Genomic DNA, 17,087 nt, shown 5'->3' with positions numbered 1-17,087 from the left:
CTGATGGCGATTGGTGTTCGTCACGTCTTCCATCCCCCCGGATCGAAAGTTCGCGACTAAAGTCTAAATATTGAAAAGTCGTATCTTTCGAAAAACAAACAGCTTAATTCAAATCAACATGGAATATGCGTAGATTTACGGGATACCGGACCTTCACGGAGGGCATCGCGCAACGGCTTCCGCCGGCTCGCACGGGCCACCCTTGACAGAATAAACCAATTAGGTTATATGATGTCGCATCATTCGAACCCGTAGCGCATCGGGATCGAGGGATGGGAACCGGGCCGGGGCGTTCGCGCATCGGCCCGGCGGCCGGCGCGAAGTCATCCGGTTCAAGTCGATGCTTCGCACGTCAGTAAACCAAGGGATCGGCGTTCTGACGGCCATGCCATCGTGCCAGCGATGGAAGGCCCAGTCGATCCATCGAAGCCTGGACGCGGCTTTCAACACCCGCACTCGCTTACCCAAGCCGTCCAGCACCGGGTGCCGTTGGCGCGGACGCGCCGGCCGTATTCTCCCCCTGTCCTGATTTCGGAGTCGAGGTGCGTCCGGCGGTCGTCGTTGGCAGCTAGCGCTCCAGATCCGGTCGTTGTGGCTTGGTTCGGCGGTTCCAGATAACGGTCATTGGCGATAAGGCTGCGAGCTTGATCCCGAAGGCCCCGTTAAATGAAAAATGTCCTATTCGTGTGCAGCCAAAATCGCCTTCGAAGTCCAACCGCTGAACAGGTATTCTCGTCACGGCCGGACCTTGAGGTGGCCTCCGCAGGCACGAACAACGACGCGGACAACCCTCTCACCTCCGAATTGGTGACGTGGGCCGACGTGATCGTCGTCATGGAGAAGGCGCATCGTTCCAAGGTGCAGAAGCGTTTTCGCTCGTTCCTTGGCGGAAAACGATTGATCTGCCTCGACATACCCGACGAGTTCGAGTTTATGGACCCCGCACTGGTGAAGCTGCTGCAAAACAGGCTTGCACGACATCTGCCGTCAGGCTGAAATCGTCCCAGTTGACGCCGTTCAAATGGCTCCGGCTGCCTCGATAGCTATCCGCCGTGCCCATCAGATTGCGACATCTGTTGTTCGGTGCGCAATGGGGCGTCCCGTGTGGGCTCGATGTTGATGAGACCAGACACGAACTTACAAAGAGCGTAAGCCACGAATAGGCCAAATGGGATAAGCCAGAGCGCCATCGCCAGAGTATCTAGCATTCGTCACGATCGAACGCCATTCCGTTAGAGGACTGACCGCAACCCACCACATCCCGTCATTGCGAGCGCAGCGAAGCAATCTACCCGTCGCAGTGGATCGCCGCTCCGCTTCGCACGTCGCGATGATAGCTTCGTGGATTGGGCGACGTCCGCCCCCTTTTGCGGGCGGTTCGAGCTGCCCCCTCATCCTCTAGCCCGCCCGCAGCAGGCCCACCGCCGCGTCGCGCTCGAACAGGTAGAGCAAAGTCCGCGCCGCCTGCCCGCGTGGCGCCTCCAGTCCGCCGTCGCGATCGGTGAGCAGACGGGCGTCGGCGTGGGCGGTGGGGATCAGCAGCGCCGTCTGCGTGGCATCGGCGAGACGCGCGCCCTGCTCGCCCGACTGACGGGTGCCGAGGATCTCGCCGCCGCCGCGCAGTTCGAGGTCCTTCTCGGCGATCAGGAAGCCGTCATTGGTGTCGCGCATCAGCGTCAGCCGCGCGCGCGTGGTTTCGCTCAGCGCGTTGTCGCGCAGGAGCAGGCAGGTCGACTTGCCGCTGCCCCGCCCGACCCGGCCGCGCAGCTGGTGGAGCTGGGCGAGGCCGAAACGCTCGGCGCCCTCGATCACGATCAGGGTGGCGTTGGGCACGTCGACACCGACCTCGATCACCGTCGTCGCGACAAGGACCGCGATCTCGTTGCGCTGGAAGGCGGCCATCACCGCATCCTTGTCCGGCCCCTTCATGCGGCCGTGGACGAGACCGACCTTCTCCTCGCCGAACGCGAGGCGCAGCGCCGCCGCCCGGCTCTCCGCCGCCGCATCGTCGCCCGCCTCGGTCTCCTCGACCAGCGGGCAGACCCAGTAAGCCTGCCCGCCTGCCGCGACATGGCGACCTAGGCCCGCCACCACCTCGTCCATTCGCTCGACCGCGATCACCTTCGTGTCGATCGGCTGGCGGCCGGGCGGCATCTCGTCTAGACGGCTGACGTCCATCTCGCCGTGGCTCGCCAGCAGGAGCGTGCGCGGGATCGGCGTGGCGGTCATCACCAGCATGTGCGGGGGACGCTCGCCCTTCGCCGCCAGCATCAGCCGCTGGGCGACGCCGAAGCGGTGTTGCTCGTCCACCACGACGAGACCGAGCGCCTTGTACGCCACCGCCTCCTGAAAGATGGCGTGGGTGCCGATCAGGATGTCGATCGATCCGTCGGCGAGGCCCATCAGCGTGGACTCCCTTGCGCGCCCCTTCTCGCGCCCGGTGAGGATCGCCACCGTCAGGCCGAGCGGCGAGAGTTGCCGTTGCAGCGTCGCGAAATGCTGGCGAGCGAGGATCTCGGTCGGCGCCAGCAAAGCCCCCTGCGCCCCCGCCTCCACCGCGACCAGCAGCGCCATCGTCGCCACCAGCGTCTTGCCTGCGCCGACATCGCCCTGCAGCAGCCGCAGCATCGGCGTTTCCTGCGCGATATCGCCCTCGATCTCGGCGATAGCACGCGCCTGCGCGCCGGTGGGGGCATAGGGCAGGTCCAGTTTGCCACGCAGCCGCCCGTCGCCCGCCAGCGCGCGGCCCTTGCGGCGGCGGGTCGCGCCGCGCACCAACATCAAAGCGAGCTGGTTGGCGAATACCTCGTCATAGGCCAGCCGCTCGCGCGAGACGGCGTCGGCGGGATCGCCATGCGCGCGTTCCAGCGCCTGCGCGAAACTGGGCCAGCCCTTCTGCGCGATCAGGCTCGGCTCGATCCATTCGGGGAGGCTCGGCACCCGCTCCAACGCCTGCGCGACCAGCTGCGCCAGCCGCTTGGAGGTGATGCCCGCCGACAGCGGATAGACCGGCTCGCGCTCGACGATCTCGCCGGCCTCCTCCAGCGGTACCGATTCGGGGTGCACGATCTGGAGCTCCTGCCCGTAGAGATCGAGCCGCCCCGCCACGATGCGCGGCTCGTTCAGCGGGAATTGCTTCCTCGCCCAGCCGGAATTGCCGCCGAAGAAGACGAGGCTGACATAGTTTCCTTCGGCATCGGTGGCGTGCACCCGGAAGGGGCCGCGCGGGGAGGATGATCCCTTGTAGGATACCGCCGTCAGCGTGACGATCACGCCGCGCCCGGCATCCGCCATGTCGAGTCGCTCGATCCGGCGCCGCTCGACCATGCCGGTCGGCAGGTGGAACAGCAGATCGACGACGCGCGCGATGCCGAGTTTCGCCAGCGGCTTGGCCAAGGCTGCGCCGACGCCCTTCAGCGCCTCCACCTCGGCGAACAATGGATTGAGGATGTCCGGTCTCATGCCTACATGGCCTCTACCCTGAGCCGACGCGCGCCGGAAGCGCCCGCCGGCCATTTGGCTATTGGATGGATATGGATCGCGATCATCTCCTCAAACGCCTCGGCTTCCGCGCCTGGCATCGCGGCACGCGCGAGGCGGATTACCTGATCGGCGGCTTCTTCGATCGCTATTCGCCGGAATGGGGCGAGGCAGAGCTGGCGTGGTTCGAGGCGCTGCTGGTGGAGGACGATGTCGACGTCATGGCCTGGGCGATGGGCGTGAAGCCGGTGCCGGAGGCGTATGATGGCCCGCTGATGCGCGCGATGCAGACGCTGGATTACGTGCCGCTGCCGGGTACTCCGGCCTCGCGGGCGCATTGATGGATTTACGCGATACCCCCACCCCGTTCGCACTGAGCCTGTCGAAGTGCGCGCCCCAGACGCAGCGCTCGCTGCACGTCCTTCGACAGGCTCAGGACGAACGGGGTTTGGGGTTGCTCCCATTTCGAACGGTGTAGTTTTGACCGACCCCCTCCAGAAAATCCTCAAGGCCACCCGGCCGCTCACCCTCTCGGCCGTGCCACCGGGCTTCCTGCCGTGGCTGCTGGCCGACCTCGCGCGCGCTGCGAAGAGCCGCGCGGTGTTCGTCGCCGCCGACGATATCCAGATGCGCGCCGTCACCGACGCCGCCGCCTTCTTCGCCCCCGAACTGACCACGCTCGCCTTCCCGGCGTGGGACTGCCTGCCGTTCGACCGCTCCTCCCCCTCGCTGCGGTCCTCCGCAGAGCGGCTGGCGACGCTGCAGGCACTGCAGAAACCGGCGAAAGGCCCCACCCTGCTGGTGACGACGGTCAACGCCGCCACCCAGCGCACGCTCACCCCGTTCCGCATCCGCCAGCTGGTCGCCAAGCTCGCGCCCGGCGAGCGGATCGATCGCGACAAGCTTGCGCATCTGCTGCAGGCCAACGGCTATGTCCGCACCGACACCGTCGCCGATCCGGGCGAATATGCGGTGCGCGGTGGCCTCGTCGATCTGTGGCCGTCGGGCGAGGAACTGGCACTGCGCCTCGATTTCTTCGGCGACGAGATCGAGAGCGTCCGCCGCTTCGATCCCGCCGACCAGCGCACCGTCGATCGCGTCGACGGCTTCACCCTTCTGCCCGCCAGCGAAGCCCTGCTGGACGAGGACAGCATCAAGCGCTTCCGCACCGGATATCGCGAGCGCTTCGGCGCCACCGCGACGGGCGACCCGCTCTACCAGGCGGTGAGCGATGGCCGTCGCCTCGCCGGCATGGAACATTGGCTGCCCTTGTTCGAGGAGCGGCTGGCGACCCTGTTCGATCACCTCTCGGATGAGGACGTGATCGTCCGCGATTCGGGCGCGCCTGCCGCCGCGCAAAACCGCTTCGAGGCGATCGCCGACTATCACGCCAACCGCGTCCGCGCGCAGTCGAGCGATCCGGGCAGCTATCGCCCGCTCAAGGCCGACACGCTGTACCTCTCCGAGCAGGAGTGGGAGCAGCAGATCGCCGACCGCCCGCTCCACCTCACCACGCCCTTCCGCGAGCCGGAGAGCGCGACGGTGCTCGACTTCGACGTCGAAGGCCCGCGCGACTTCACGCCCGAGCGGACGGCGCAGGAGAATGTCTACGAGGCGGTGGCGGCGCACTCGCGCAAGCTGCACCGCGATGGGCGCAAGCTGATCCTCGCCAGCTATTCGGTCGGCTCGCGCGAGCGGCTAGCCGGGCTGCTGGCGGATCATGGTCTCGATCACCTCGAACTGGTCGACAGCTGGCAGGAGGCACTGGGCTCGGCCAAGGCCAGCGCGAAGGGCGCGGTGGCGCTCACCGTCCTGCCCCTCGATCACGGCTTCACCACGCCGGACGTGGCGCTCCTCACCGAGCAGGACATGCTGGGCGATCGCCTCGTCCGCCGCCAGCGCCGCAAGAAATCCGCCGACGCCTTCATGCAGGAGCTGGCGACGCTCTCGCCGGGTGACCTCGTGGTGCACGTCGATCACGGCATCGGCCGCTACGAGGGGCTGACCTCGATTCCCGTGAGCAAGGCGCCGCACGATTGCGTGCAGCTCGAATATGCCGGCGGCGACAAGCTCTACGTGCCGGTCGAGAATCTCGAAGTCCTGAGCCGCTACGGCGCGGACAGCGAGGGCGTCGGCCTCGACAAATTGGGCGGCGTGGCGTGGCAGGCCCGCAAGGCCAAGATGAAGGAGCGCATCCGCGAGATTGCGGGTGAGCTGATGGCCACCGCCGCCGCCCGCGCGCTCCGCCCCGCAGAGGTACTCGATCCGGACGCCGCCTACCCCGAGTTCGTCAATCGTTTCCCCTACGAGGAAACCGAGGATCAGGACCGCGCGATCGTCGACACGCTGGAGGACCTGACCGCCGGCAAGCCGATGGATCGCCTCATCGTCGGCGACGTCGGTTTCGGCAAGACCGAAGTCGCGCTACGCGCCGCCTTCGTGGCGGCGATGGCGGGGCAGCAGGTGGCTCTGGTCTGCCCGACTACCCTGCTCGCCCGCCAGCACTACCAGAATTTCGTCGCGCGCTTCGAAGGCTTCCCGCTCCGCATCGGCCGTCTCTCGCGCCTCGTCCCCGCCGCCGAGGCCAAGGCGACGCGCGATGGGCTGGCAGACGGCACGATCGACATCGTCGTCGGCACCCACGCGATCATCGCCAAGCAGGTGGAGTTCAAGCGGCTCGGCCTCGTCATCGTCGACGAGGAACAGCGCTTCGGCGTCACCCACAAGGAGCGGCTGAAGGCGATGAAGGCGGACGTCCACGTCCTCACCCTCACCGCCACGCCGATCCCGCGCACCCTACAGATGGCGATGTCGGGCTTGCGCGAACTCAGCGTGATCCAGACCCCGCCGGTCGATCGCCTCGCAGTGCGGACCTACGTGATGCCGTGGGATCCGGTGGTGATCCGCGAGGCGTTGTTGCGCGAACATTATCGCGGTGGGCAGGCCTATTTCGTGGCGCCGCGCGTCAAGGATCTGCCGGATATCGAGAAGTTCCTGCGCGAGGAGGTGCCCGAAATCACCTTCGTCACCGCGCACGGCCAGATGGGCGCGACCGAGGTCGAGGACAAGATGTCCGCCTTCTACGATCGCAAGTACGACGTGCTGCTCTCCACCACGATCATCGAGAGCGGCATCGATATCCCGAGCGCCAACACGATCATCCTGCATCGTGCGGATCGCTTCGGCCTCGCCCAGCTCTACCAGCTGCGCGGGCGCGTCGGGCGCTCCAAGACGCGCGCCTATGCGTACTTCACCACGCCCGCCGGCCGGATCACCACAGAGGGCGCGGAAAAGCGGCTACAGGTGCTGGCGAACCTCGACAGCCTCGGCGCGGGCTTCCAGCTTGCCTCTCACGATCTCGACATCCGCGGCGCGGGCAATCTCGTCGGCGACGAGCAGAGCGGCCACATCAAGGAGGTCGGCTTCGAACTCTACCAGTCGATGCTGGAGGAGGCGATCATCATCGCCAAGTCGGGCGGCACCGAGATTCCGGAGTCGAAGACCGATTTCTCGCCGCAGATCACGGTGGACGCGCCGATCCTCATCCCAGAGGAGTATGTGCCCGATCTCGATCTGCGCATGGGCCTCTACCGCCGCATGAACGAGATCGAGGACAAGGCCGGCATCGAGGCCTTCGCCGCCGAGATGATCGACCGCTTCGGCAAATTGCCCGACGCGACGAAGAACCTGATCGACGTGATCGGCATCAAGCTGGACTGCAAGAAGGCCCGGATTTCGCGGCTGGATGTCGGAGCCAAGGGTGCGCTGGTGACGTTCGCGGACGGCGGCTTCCCCAACGTGAAGGGGCTGCTCGCCTATCTGGAGCGGCTGAAGGACACGGCCAAGCTGCGCCCGGATCAGAAGCTGGTCATCACCCGCAACTGGGTGGACCCGGCCGCGCGTCTGCACGGCGCGACGCAGCTGGCGAAGGGGCTGGCGAAGGCGGCGGGGTGATATACGATCGTCATTGCGAGGAGCGCAGCGACGAAGCAATCCATAGACGCAGCGCTCGCGGCTGTGGATTGCTTCGCTACGCTCGCAATGACGAAGAGGGCTAGGTCAGAGCATCTTCCCGATGCGCTGCATGATACCGGCCAACGAAACGGCCATTACCGAAAACACGGTCGCACCCACGATCTGAACCAGCATATGTCCCCCGACATCACCTTTTGCCGGGACAGGCTCTAGCAGAGAATGGTTAATCGCAGACTATGCTGCGCGTGCGAACGGCTCGGCTCGCCGCATCCCGCCGTCCGCCGGACAGAACGGCTCCGTGCCGATCGGCCTTTCGCTAAGGGCTTGCTCCTTCCGCCGCATCCCGCGAAAGGTTGGCCATGGCAATATTATCCGACCGCTGGATTCGCGAGCAGGCGCTGAACCATGGCATGATCGAGCCGTTCGTGGAGGCGCAGCGGCGCGAGGGCTGCATCAGCTACGGCCTGTCCAGCTACGGCTATGACGCGCGCGTGGCGGACGAGTTCAAGATCTTCACCAACATCGACAGCGCGGTTGTGGATCCCAAGGATTTCGCCGCCAACAGCTTCGTCGATCGCCAGACCGACGTCTGCATCATCCCGCCCAACAGCTTCGCGCTGGCCCGCACGGTGGAGTATTTCCGCGTGCCGCGCGACGTGCTGGTGATCTGCCTCGGCAAGTCCACCTATGCGCGCTGCGGCATCATCGTGAACGTGACCCCGCTCGAGCCGGAGTGGGAGGGCCACGTCACGCTGGAATTCTCCAACACCACGCCGCTGCCCGCCAAGATCTACGCCAATGAGGGCGCCTGCCAGTTCCTCTTCCTCCAGGGCAACGAACCCTGCGAGACGAGCTACGCCGACCGAGCCGGCAAATATATGGGCCAGCGCGGGGTGACGCTGCCGCGGCTGTGAATCGGTGGAGTCGTTCACGCTGAGCCTGTCGAAGGGCTGTCCTTCCTCAGGCCGGGCGCCGAAGAAGGACAGGCTTCGACAGGCTCAGCCCGAACGGGTTTGGATTAGCTTACTGTCTGATCGTCCGTCGGCGCGCCGGGCGCGTTCTTCTTGATCGACTCGATGATGCTGGTCGCCGAGCTTTTGCTCGAATAGCCCTCGGTCGCGAAGATCGTCTCGCCATTGTAGACGAAATTGACCCGGAACTCGCCGGCCTTGTCCTTCTTGATCACGAACTTGTGCGCCATCGGACATCTCCTCCAGTGGAGGACTTAACCTACATCAGCCGGCGTGGACGGCAAGCGGCGTTCCACGAACTCCCGCCAGAGCATGACGAGAACCGCCATCGTCGCCGGGCCGACGAACAGGCCGAGCAGCCCCAGCGTCTCCACCCCGCCGAGGATGCCGATCAGCACCCACACGAAAGGCAGGCGCGTCGCACCGCCGATCAGCACGGGGCGGATGAAATGGTCCGCCACGCCCACCACCGCGAAGCCGATCACGTTGACGAGAATGGCGCCTGTCACCGAATCCTGCGTCAGCAACATGAAGGCCGCCACCTCGAACATCACCGCCGCGCCGAACGGGATCATCGCCGCGATCGCGGTCGCGATGCCGAGCAGGATCGGGTGCGGCACGCCGAGCAGCACGTAGACCGCCGCCATCACCGCGCCCTCGCCCAAGCCCACCAGAACCAGGCCGTCGATCGTGCCGCGCACCGACTGGATCACCTGCCGCCCTATCCTCTCGCCGGACGGGCCGAACAGGCGATTGCTGGCCGAACGGAGCTGCGCGACGAGCAGGTCGCTGTCGCGCAGCAGGAAGAACAAAGCGATCAGGGTGAAGGCGAAGATCACGCTGGAATGGATGATCACGCCGCCGATCTTCTGCGTATGCTGCAGGATACGCTGCTGGTCGAAGCGGGCGAGTTCGGCCTGCGTCGCCTCGGGCGTAGTCAAATGCTCCTGCCACCAGGCGACGGCGGCGTCACGCTCGAACGGCAGCGAATAGAGCCAATGCGGCACCGGAATACCCGTCTCGCGCGCCGTGTAGAACCAGTGCATCAGGTCCTTGATCTCGGCAATGGCGCGGAACAGGCCGAGGCCGACCGGGATCACGACGAGCAGACCGATGCCGAGCGTGAAGATCGCCGGCAGCACCGCGCCCTTGCGGAAGCGCGGCCAGCGCCGCGCCGCGCGCTCGTAGAGCGGCATGAACGCGATGGCGAGCACCGCCGCCCAGACGAGCGCGGGCAGGAAGCTGTGCGTGATCCAGATGCCCAGCGCGAGCAGCGCCAGCGCCAGGATCAGGCGCGCGCGCATCTGGCGGGGCAACGGCTCCGTGGCCACGACCGGTTCACCCATGGATCATCGCCTCCCCTGATGCCGGATATTGGCCGGCCGTCCGCGCTTGCCGACGGGGCGGCGCCCGTCGCGGCGGATCAGCCGGCGGCCCGGCATATGATTGGCCCCTTCGGGCAGTTCGAAGCGTAACGCGCCGGAGGCGACATTGGCCTCCACCAGTCGCAGCGTCAGCCGCTGGCCGACATGATAGCGCTCGCCGCTCTCCTCGCCGATCAGGCTGTGCGACGCCTCGTCATGGTGGAACCGCTCGGCCCCCAAAGTCGAGACCGGCACCAGCCCGTCGCCTCCCAGCCCCTCGACGGTCGCGAAGAAGCCGAAGCGCTGCACGCCGGTGATCCGCGTCTCGACCAGCTCGCCGACGCGGGTGGAGAGATAGGCGGCGATATAGCGGTCGATCGTCTCGCGTTCGGCCTCCATGGCGCGGCGTTCGGCCTGGCTGATCTTCTCGCCGAGATCCTCCATGCGCGCGGCATCGTCGGCGGTGAGCCTGGTTTCCTCGGCCGCCGGATCGAGCCTGTAGGCGCCGACCAGCGCGCGATGGACGAGCAGATCGGCATAGCGGCGGATCGGCGAGGTGAAGTGCGCGTAGCTGCCCAGCGCCAGCCCGAAATGGCCGATATTGTTGGGGGAATAGACCGCCTGCATCTGCGTGCGCAGCACCTGCGTCATGATCTCGGGACGCTCCAGCCGGTCCTCGATCTGGTCGAGGATGTGGTTGAAGGTCTTGGGCCGCACCACCTGCCCCAGCGCCAGCTGCACGTCGAAGGTGGCGAGATACTCCTTGAGCGCGACCATCTTCTCGCGGCTCGGCGTCTCGTGGATGCGGTACATGACGGGCGCCTGCTTCTTCTCGAGCGCCTTCGCCGCCGCGACGTTGGCGGCGATCATGAAGTCCTCGACCACCTGATGCGCGTCGAGCCGCTCGCGCGCGGCGACCGAGGCGATGCGCCCCTTCTCGTCGAGCATCACGCGCTGTTCGGGCAGATCGAGCGCCAGCGGCTCGCGGCGATCCCGGGCTGCCTTGAGCAGCGCCCATGCGCCCCAAAGGTTCTTGAGCGCTTCCAAAATCGGTCCGTTCGCACTGAGCGAAGTCGAAGTGCGTGCTTCGGGCGAATCGCTTGCTGCACGTCCTTCGACTTCGCTCAGGACGAACGGGGTATTTGGGGCTGGCGTAGAAACAGAATCAATCGCCGCCTGCGCGTCCTCATAGGCGATCACCGCCGCGATCCGCACCACGGCGCGGCTGAAGCGGAAGGCCTTGATCTCGCCCCTGGCATCAATCGTCAGGTGACACGCCATCGCCGCGCGATCCGCGCCCTCGCCCAGCGAGCAGACGTCCGCCGACAGGATTTCCGGCAGCATCGGCACGACGCGATCGGGGAAATAGACCGAGTTGCCGCGCTTGCGCGCCTCCTTGTCGAGCGGCGTGCCGGGGCGGACGTAGAAGGAGACGTCGGCGATGGCGACGATCGCCTGCCAGCCGCCCTCGTTGGCTGGATCCTCGTCGGGCGCCGCCCAGATCGCGTCGTCATGGTCGCGCGCGTCGGCCGGGTCGATCGCGACGATCGGCAGGTGCCGCAGATCCTCCCGCCCCTCCCCCAGTTTCTGTTTCGCCGACCGATCCGCCTCCTCCAGCGCGCTTTCCGGAAACACGTCCGGAATCCCGAACTTGTGGATCGCGATCAGCGAGAAGCTGCGCGGCGCGAAGGGATCGCCCAGGATCTCGGTGACGCGCGCCATGATCTTCGGCGGGCGTCCGGCCTTCTCCGCCAGCACCAGATCGCCGACATCGGCCTCGCCCGCATCGGAGATCGGCAGATCGTGCCGCTCGCGCTTGTCGACGGGCTTGAGCCACAGGCGGTCGCCCTCTTTGTGGACGACGCCCAGCACCAGTTCCTCGCCGCGCGCGAGCTTCTTCATCGGGTGCGCGACCCAGCCCTTGCCGGCCTCCTCGGTACGCGCGAGGATACGATCGCCGACGCCCAGCGCCGTCCCGCCCCGGCCGCGCCGCTCCATCACGCGCAGGCGCGGCGCCGGCAGGCCTTCCGCCACCCATTGCTCGGGCGTCGCGATCACCTGCCCGTCATCGACGTCGATCACGCGCAGCACCGTCACCTTCGGCACGCCCCCCATCTTGTGGAAGGCGCGGCCCGGCCCGCCGTCGATCAGGCCTTCGTCGGCCATGTCCTTCAGCAGCGCCTTCAGGCGGATTTTCTCATTACCCTTCAGGCCGAAGGCGCGCGCGATTTCGCGCTTGCCCGCAGGCTGGTCGCTTTGCTCGATGAAGCGGAGGATCTGCTCGCGGCTCGGCAGGCCGGGGACGACGGTGGGCTTTGGCATCGCCGCGCAATCTAGCCGCCCGCAAGCGCCGCGTCACTATGGCGACATGGCACCGAACGGCGTATGGATCGTTACGGACGGGGAATACCCCGCCACTGCATAACAGGAGGATATCAGGATGCGTCTGCTTGCCATCGTGGCCGCCGCCACGCTCGTCACCGCCGGCTTCTCCGCTTCGCCCGCCGCCGCCCGTCCGGGCTGGGATCACGGCCATGGCCGCCCCGGCCATCATCACGGCTGGCACAAGCGCAAGGTCTGCCGCACCGTGTGGCATCACCATCACCGCGTGCGCCGCTGCTATTGGCGCTAAGCCGTCCCGATCACTCCGTTCGCATGAAGGTGCGAACGGAGTAACCTATACGGGGATCACCGCCCAATCGGCGTCCACGCCTGATCGTCGGGCAGGGGCGCGAAGATCGTGTCGATCATCTGATCGGTCACGCCATCCGGCGTCGCCGGCTCCCACACCGGCTTGTTGTCGCGATCGACCAGCAGGGCGCGGACGCCCTCGCGGAAATCGGGCCGCTGGCAGACATGTACCGCGATGCCGTATTCGGCGCGCATCTCGTCCGCGAAATCGACACGGTCGCGGCCGTCCAGCACCAGCCTGAGGCTGACCTTGCACGATTGCGGGGATTTCTTCCCCAGCGTGCGCAGCGTCGCCTCCGCCCAGTCCGATCGATCCGCCGCCAGCGCGGCCAGCACCGCCTCATAGCTTTCATGCGCGAAGAGCCGATCGATGTTGGGCTGGCGGGCCATGATGCCGGCAGCCGGCGGCTCGATCCCGGCATCGGCGAGCAGCGCGTCGAGCGATCGCGGATCGTCGATGATCGCGGCCTTGAGCGCCGGCAACGCGTCCGACGGCACATAATGGGTCGCGATGCCGAGTGCCACGCACTCCGCCCCATCCAGCCGCGCACCGGTCAGCGCCAGATATTCGCCCATCGCACCGGGCAGGCGCGAGAGATACCAGCCGCCGCCGACATCGGGGAACAGGCCGATCCCCGTCTCGGGCATGGCGAACAGCGTGTTCTCGGTCGCGATCCGGTATTTCGCCGGCTGCGAGATGCCGACGCCGCCGCCCATCGTCACCCCGTCCATGAAGGCGACGATCGGCTTGGCGTAGGTGAACATCAGGTGGTTGAGCCGATATTCCTCGTGGAAAAAGGCATGCGCCACCGCCGCGTCGGTCGAGGCCTGCACCACGTCGCCGCCCGCGCAGAATCCGCGACCCTCGGCATGGTCGACCAGCACGACCTCCACCGCCTCGCCCCCGCGCCAGCCCTGCAGCGCGCCGATCATGGCGGTGCACATCGCCTCGGTCAGCGCATGGATCGCGCGCGGCCGGTTGAGCCTCAGCCGTCCCGCCTTGCCCTCGACCGATACCAGAACTTCGTCCGTCACCCCCGTCTCCTCAGATCCTCGATGCAGCGTGTCGCCGTCTTGCCATCCCAGTTCGCCGGCCGCGCGCGCTCGGAACGCGGCTGGGCCAGCGCCTCCTCCAGCGCCGACAGCAGGGTCGATGCGTTGACCAGCCGGTTGGTGCCCTGCGTGATCGTGATCGGCCGCTCGGTATTCTCGCGCAGCGTCAGGCAGGGGATACCGAGATAGGTCGTCTCCTCCTGGATACCGCCCGAATCGGTGATGGCGGCGGTGGCACCGGCGACGAGGCTCATGAAGCGGACATAGGGGAGCGGGCCGACCAGCTTCACTCCCCCTTCGGCCAGTTTCGCGTCCAGCCCGGCGGCGGCGAGGCGCTGCGCGGTACGGGGATGAACCGGGAAGCACAGCGGCAGCACCGCCTGCACCGCGAGCAGCGCCTCGACCAGCGCGGCCAGCGCCTCGGGCGTATCGACGTTGGAAGGGCGGTGCAGCGTCACCACGCCGTAGCGTTCGGGCAGGCCCAGCGCGGCCGGCTCGGCGGCGGCCTCGATCTTGGGACGGACCAGCTCGAAACTGTCCATCATGATATTGCCGACGTTGGTGATCCGCGCGGGCGAGCAGCCCTCGGCCAGCAGATTCTCGTCACCGTCGGGCGATGGCGTCCACAGCACGTCCGAGATGGCATCGACCGCCAGCCGGTTGATCTCCTCGGGCATGTCGCGGTCGCGCGAGCGGAGGCCGGCTTCCAGATGCACGGTCGGGATGCGGAGCTTGGTGCCGACCAGCCCGCAGGCCAGCGTCGAGTTCACGTCGCCGACGATCACCAGCCAGTCGGGGCGTTCGGCGATCACGATCTTCTCGTAGGCGATCATGACGTTGCCGGTCTGCTCGGCATGACTGCCCGAGCCGACGCCGAGATGATGGTCCGGCTGGGGCAGACCCAGATCCTCGAAGATCGCGTCGGACATGTTGGCGTCGTAATGCTGGCCGGTGTGGATCAGCACCGGCTCAAAATCCTCAGCGGCGGTGAGCGCGTGCCAGAGCGGCGCCACCTTCATGAAATTGGGCCGCGCGGCGGCGATCAGGTGGACGCGCTTGGGAGAGGTCATGCGGGCCACCCTAGCCTGAGCCTGTGACAATGCCACTGGGTTTGCAGAAGCCTCGTCATTGCGAGGAGCGAAGCGACGAAGCAATCCATAGGCGCCGCGCTTGTGGCTGTGGATTGCTTCGCTTCGCTCGCAATGACGATGATGCTTATTCGAACTCGAGGATCACCTGATCGATCGCGAGACTCTCGCCCTCGCCCGCCGCCACCTTGCTCACAACCGCCGTCTTCTCGGCGCGCAGCATGTTCTCCATCTTCATCGCTTCTACGGTCGCCAGCGGTTGCCCCGCCTCCACCGTGTCGCCGAGCTTCACCAGCAGGCGGGTCAGCAGGCCCGGCATCGGCGAGACGAGGAACTTGGACATGTCTGGCGGGATCTTCTCGATCATGTGCCGGCGCAGCGCCGCCACCGCCGGGCGCATCACCTGCACGGTGCGCGCACGGCCGGCATGGGTGATCGTCATCGCATTGCGCTTGCGGGCGACGCGCAGCGTGATCGGCTGCCCGTCAACCTCCGCTTCGACCAGCGTAGCGCCCGGCCGGTAGCCGAGCGTCAGGCTCACGCTCCTGCCATCGACCTCGGCGCAATCCGCCTCCAGCTCGACCTCATGCTCCGCACCGTCGATGCGGACGACCCAATGCGATCCCGCCTCCAGCGGCGTGCCGAGTTGGCCATCGACATGCAGCGAGCGCGCCGAATCCGCCTGCGTGATCGCGGCGGCAACGGCGGCGACCGCCTGCGCATTCGCCTCGGTCTCGGGCGCGCCGTGGAAGCCCTCGGGATATTCCTCCGCGATGAAGCCCGTCGTGATGTTGCCCGAACGGAAGCGCTCGTGCTGCGACAGCGCCGAGAGGAAATCCATGTTCGTCCAGACGCCGCTGATCTCATAGGCATCCAGCGCGCCGATCTGCAGGTCGATCGCCTCCAGCCGGGTCGGCGCCCATGTCACCAGCTTGGCGATCATCGGGTCGTAGAACATCGAGACCTCGCCGCCCTCCTCCACGCCGGTATCGACGCGGACGACGGCGGTATCCGAACGGCTCTCCTTCGGCGGATTGTAGCGGGTCAGCCGCCCGGTCGAGGGCAGGAAGTTGCGATACGGATCCTCGGCATAGACGCGCGTCTCGACCGACCAGCCGTTGATGCCGACATCGGCCTGGGTGAAGGCCAGCCTCTCGCCATAGGCCACCCGGATCATCTGCTCGACCAGATCGAGCCCGGTGATCTCCTCGGTGACGGGATGCTCCACCTGGAGCCGGGTGTTCATCTCGAGGAAGTAGAAGCTCTGGCCGGTGGTGTCGGCGCCCGAGACGATCAGCTCGACCGTACCCGCGCTGTAATAGCCCACGGCCGCCGCCAGCGCGACCGCCTGCTCGCCCATCGCCTTGCGCATCTCGGGCGAGACGAAGGGCGACGGCGCCTCCTCGACGACCTTCTGGTGGCGGCGCTGGATCGAGCATTCGCGCTCGTTCAGGTAGACGATGTTGCCGTGCTGATCGCCCAGCACCTGGATCTCGATGTGGCGCGGGCTCTCGATGAACTTCTCGATGAACACGCGATCGTCGCCGAAGGAGGCGAGGCCCTCGCGCTTGGTCGCCTCGAAGCCCTCGCGCACGTCCTGCTCGCTCCACGCGAGGCGCATGCCCTTGCCGCCGCCGCCGGCCGAGGCCTTCATCATCACCGGATAGCCGATGTCGTTCGCGATCTTCACCGCGTCATCGGTGGTGGCGATCTCGCCGAGGAAGCCGGGGACGACGTTGACGCCCGCCTGCTTGGCCAGCTTCTTGGATTCGATCTTGTCGCCCATCGCGGCGATGGCGTTCACCGGCGGGCCGATGAAGGCGATGCCGGCATCCTTCAGCGCCTTGGCGAAGCTCTGCCGTTCGGAGAGGAAGCCGTAGCCGGGGTGGACGGCCTCGGCGCCGGTCGCCTTGCAGGCTTCTACGATGGCGTCGGCGAGCAGATAGCTTTCGGCGGCCGGCGGCGGCCCGAGCCGCACCGCCTCGTCCGCCATCTTCACATGCGGGCTGAGCGCATCCGCATCCGAATAGACCGCGACGGTCTTGATGCCCATCTTCTTGGCGGTGCGGATGACACGGCAGGCGATCTCGCCGCGATTGGCGATCAGGATTTTCTTGAACATTCAGTCGCCCCCAAATTCGGCCAATTGATTGCTGCGCGCTTCGGTCAAATCAGCCAGACACGCCAACTTCACCTGATCGGCCAGCGAACTTCCTCTCGATGGAAACGCGACAGCCTCACAGTGCGCGTCGCGAAACTTCACCCATGCGTTTTGCGCAGTGGTCAACACGGTCTGCGCGTCATCGCCTTTGTTATTGGCCAACGCTCGGCGCCACGAACCTTCCAGCACCGTCTGAGCGGTCGAGTATCTCGCTCGCTCACACTCCAGCATTGCCGCTTCGCCCTTAGGATAAGCCTCGGCACAGGGCGGGAGCTGACTTTGCGCAGCCGCTAGCATCAGAAGA

General features: G+C 66.6%; 13 protein-coding genes. 5 read left to right on the top strand and 8 right to left on the bottom strand.

Annotated features, from left to right (window positions below; translation table 11 throughout):
- Positions 1 to 666: 666 nt before the first annotated feature.
- Positions 667 to 996 carry a low molecular weight protein tyrosine phosphatase family protein gene (locus QGN17_RS02445; protein ID WP_281042932.1) on the top strand — a complete coding sequence of 110 codons (330 nt, stop codon included), beginning with the start codon at positions 667 to 669 and terminating at the stop codon, positions 994 to 996.
- A gap of 402 nt (positions 997 to 1,398) precedes the next feature.
- Here QGN17_RS02445 and recG read toward each other — a convergent pair whose 3' ends face one another.
- Positions 1,399 to 3,462 carry an ATP-dependent DNA helicase RecG gene (gene recG, locus QGN17_RS02440; protein WP_281042931.1) on the bottom strand — a complete coding sequence of 688 codons (2,064 nt, stop codon included), beginning with the start codon at positions 3,460 to 3,462 and terminating at the stop codon, positions 1,399 to 1,401.
- 71 nt (positions 3,463 to 3,533) lie between these two features.
- On the opposite strand from recG, the gene QGN17_RS02435 reads away from it, so the two are divergent.
- The 3 genes from QGN17_RS02435 to dcd all read left to right on the top strand — a co-directional run bounded on the left by QGN17_RS02435 (position 3,534) and on the right by dcd (position 8,369).
- Positions 3,534 to 3,821 (top strand): FAD assembly factor SdhE, encoded by a 288-nt coding sequence (locus QGN17_RS02435; RefSeq protein WP_281045127.1) that lies wholly within the window; start codon positions 3,534 to 3,536, stop codon positions 3,819 to 3,821.
- A 139-nt stretch (positions 3,822 to 3,960) separates the two neighbouring features.
- Positions 3,961 to 7,434 carry a transcription-repair coupling factor gene (mfd, locus tag QGN17_RS02430; RefSeq protein ID WP_281042930.1) on the top strand — a complete coding sequence of 1,158 codons (3,474 nt, stop codon included), beginning with the start codon at positions 3,961 to 3,963 and terminating at the stop codon, positions 7,432 to 7,434.
- A 380-nt stretch (positions 7,435 to 7,814) separates the two neighbouring features.
- A complete protein-coding gene (gene dcd, locus QGN17_RS02425; protein ID WP_281042929.1) occupies positions 7,815 to 8,369 on the top strand; it encodes a dCTP deaminase in 555 nt (184 codons plus the stop codon).
- 104 nt (positions 8,370 to 8,473) lie between these two features.
- On the opposite strand, the gene QGN17_RS02420 is transcribed toward dcd, so the two are convergent.
- The 3 genes from QGN17_RS02420 to QGN17_RS02410 are packed head-to-tail and all read right to left on the bottom strand — an operon-like array spanning position 8,474 to position 12,112.
- On the bottom strand, positions 8,474 to 8,656 hold the full coding sequence (locus tag QGN17_RS02420; protein WP_281042928.1) for a YegP family protein: 183 nt from the start codon (positions 8,654 to 8,656) through the stop codon (positions 8,474 to 8,476).
- A 24-nt stretch (positions 8,657 to 8,680) separates the two neighbouring features.
- Positions 8,681 to 9,772, bottom strand: coding sequence for an AI-2E family transporter (locus QGN17_RS02415; RefSeq protein WP_281042927.1), 1,092 nt, complete (start codon positions 9,770 to 9,772; stop codon positions 8,681 to 8,683).
- Positions 9,773 to 9,775: 3 nt separating this feature from the next.
- Positions 9,776 to 12,112: a ribonuclease R family protein gene (locus QGN17_RS02410; RefSeq protein ID WP_281042926.1), complete on the bottom strand. Its 2,337-nt coding sequence runs from the start codon at positions 12,110 to 12,112 to the stop codon at positions 9,776 to 9,778.
- Positions 12,113 to 12,230: 118 nt separating this feature from the next.
- Between QGN17_RS02410 and QGN17_RS02405 the strand changes: the two genes are divergently transcribed.
- Positions 12,231 to 12,422, top strand: a complete 192-nt coding sequence (locus tag QGN17_RS02405; RefSeq protein WP_281042925.1) for a hypothetical protein — start codon at positions 12,231 to 12,233, stop codon at positions 12,420 to 12,422.
- 56 nt (positions 12,423 to 12,478) lie between these two features.
- Here QGN17_RS02405 and QGN17_RS02400 read toward each other — a convergent pair whose 3' ends face one another.
- The 4 genes from QGN17_RS02400 to QGN17_RS02385 all read right to left on the bottom strand — a co-directional run bounded on the left by QGN17_RS02400 (position 12,479) and on the right by QGN17_RS02385 (position 17,080).
- Positions 12,479 to 13,516: an enoyl-CoA hydratase/isomerase family protein gene (locus tag QGN17_RS02400; RefSeq protein ID WP_281042924.1), complete on the bottom strand. Its 1,038-nt coding sequence runs from the start codon at positions 13,514 to 13,516 to the stop codon at positions 12,479 to 12,481.
- Positions 13,513 to 14,604, bottom strand: coding sequence for a non-hydrolyzing UDP-N-acetylglucosamine 2-epimerase (gene wecB, locus QGN17_RS02395; RefSeq protein ID WP_281042923.1), 1,092 nt, complete (start codon positions 14,602 to 14,604; stop codon positions 13,513 to 13,515). Before wecB ends, QGN17_RS02400 begins: the two co-directional genes overlap by 4 nt.
- 145 nt (positions 14,605 to 14,749) lie before the next feature.
- Complete coding sequence (locus QGN17_RS02390) at positions 14,750 to 16,744, bottom strand: acetyl-CoA carboxylase biotin carboxylase subunit (RefSeq protein WP_281042922.1); 1,995 nt, start codon at positions 16,742 to 16,744, stop codon at positions 14,750 to 14,752.
- Positions 16,745 to 17,080, bottom strand: coding sequence for a lysozyme inhibitor LprI family protein (locus QGN17_RS02385; RefSeq protein WP_390902672.1), 336 nt, complete (start codon positions 17,078 to 17,080; stop codon positions 16,745 to 16,747).
- Positions 17,081 to 17,087 lie beyond the last annotated feature (7 nt).

Origin of the sequence: Sphingomonas oryzagri (assembly GCF_029906645.1) — a bacterium.
GTDB classification, from domain to species: domain Bacteria; phylum Pseudomonadota; class Alphaproteobacteria; order Sphingomonadales; family Sphingomonadaceae; genus Solisphingomonas; species Solisphingomonas oryzagri.
The sequence above is the reverse complement of the archived record's forward strand: the minus strand, read 5'-3'. Positions and strand labels throughout refer to the sequence as shown.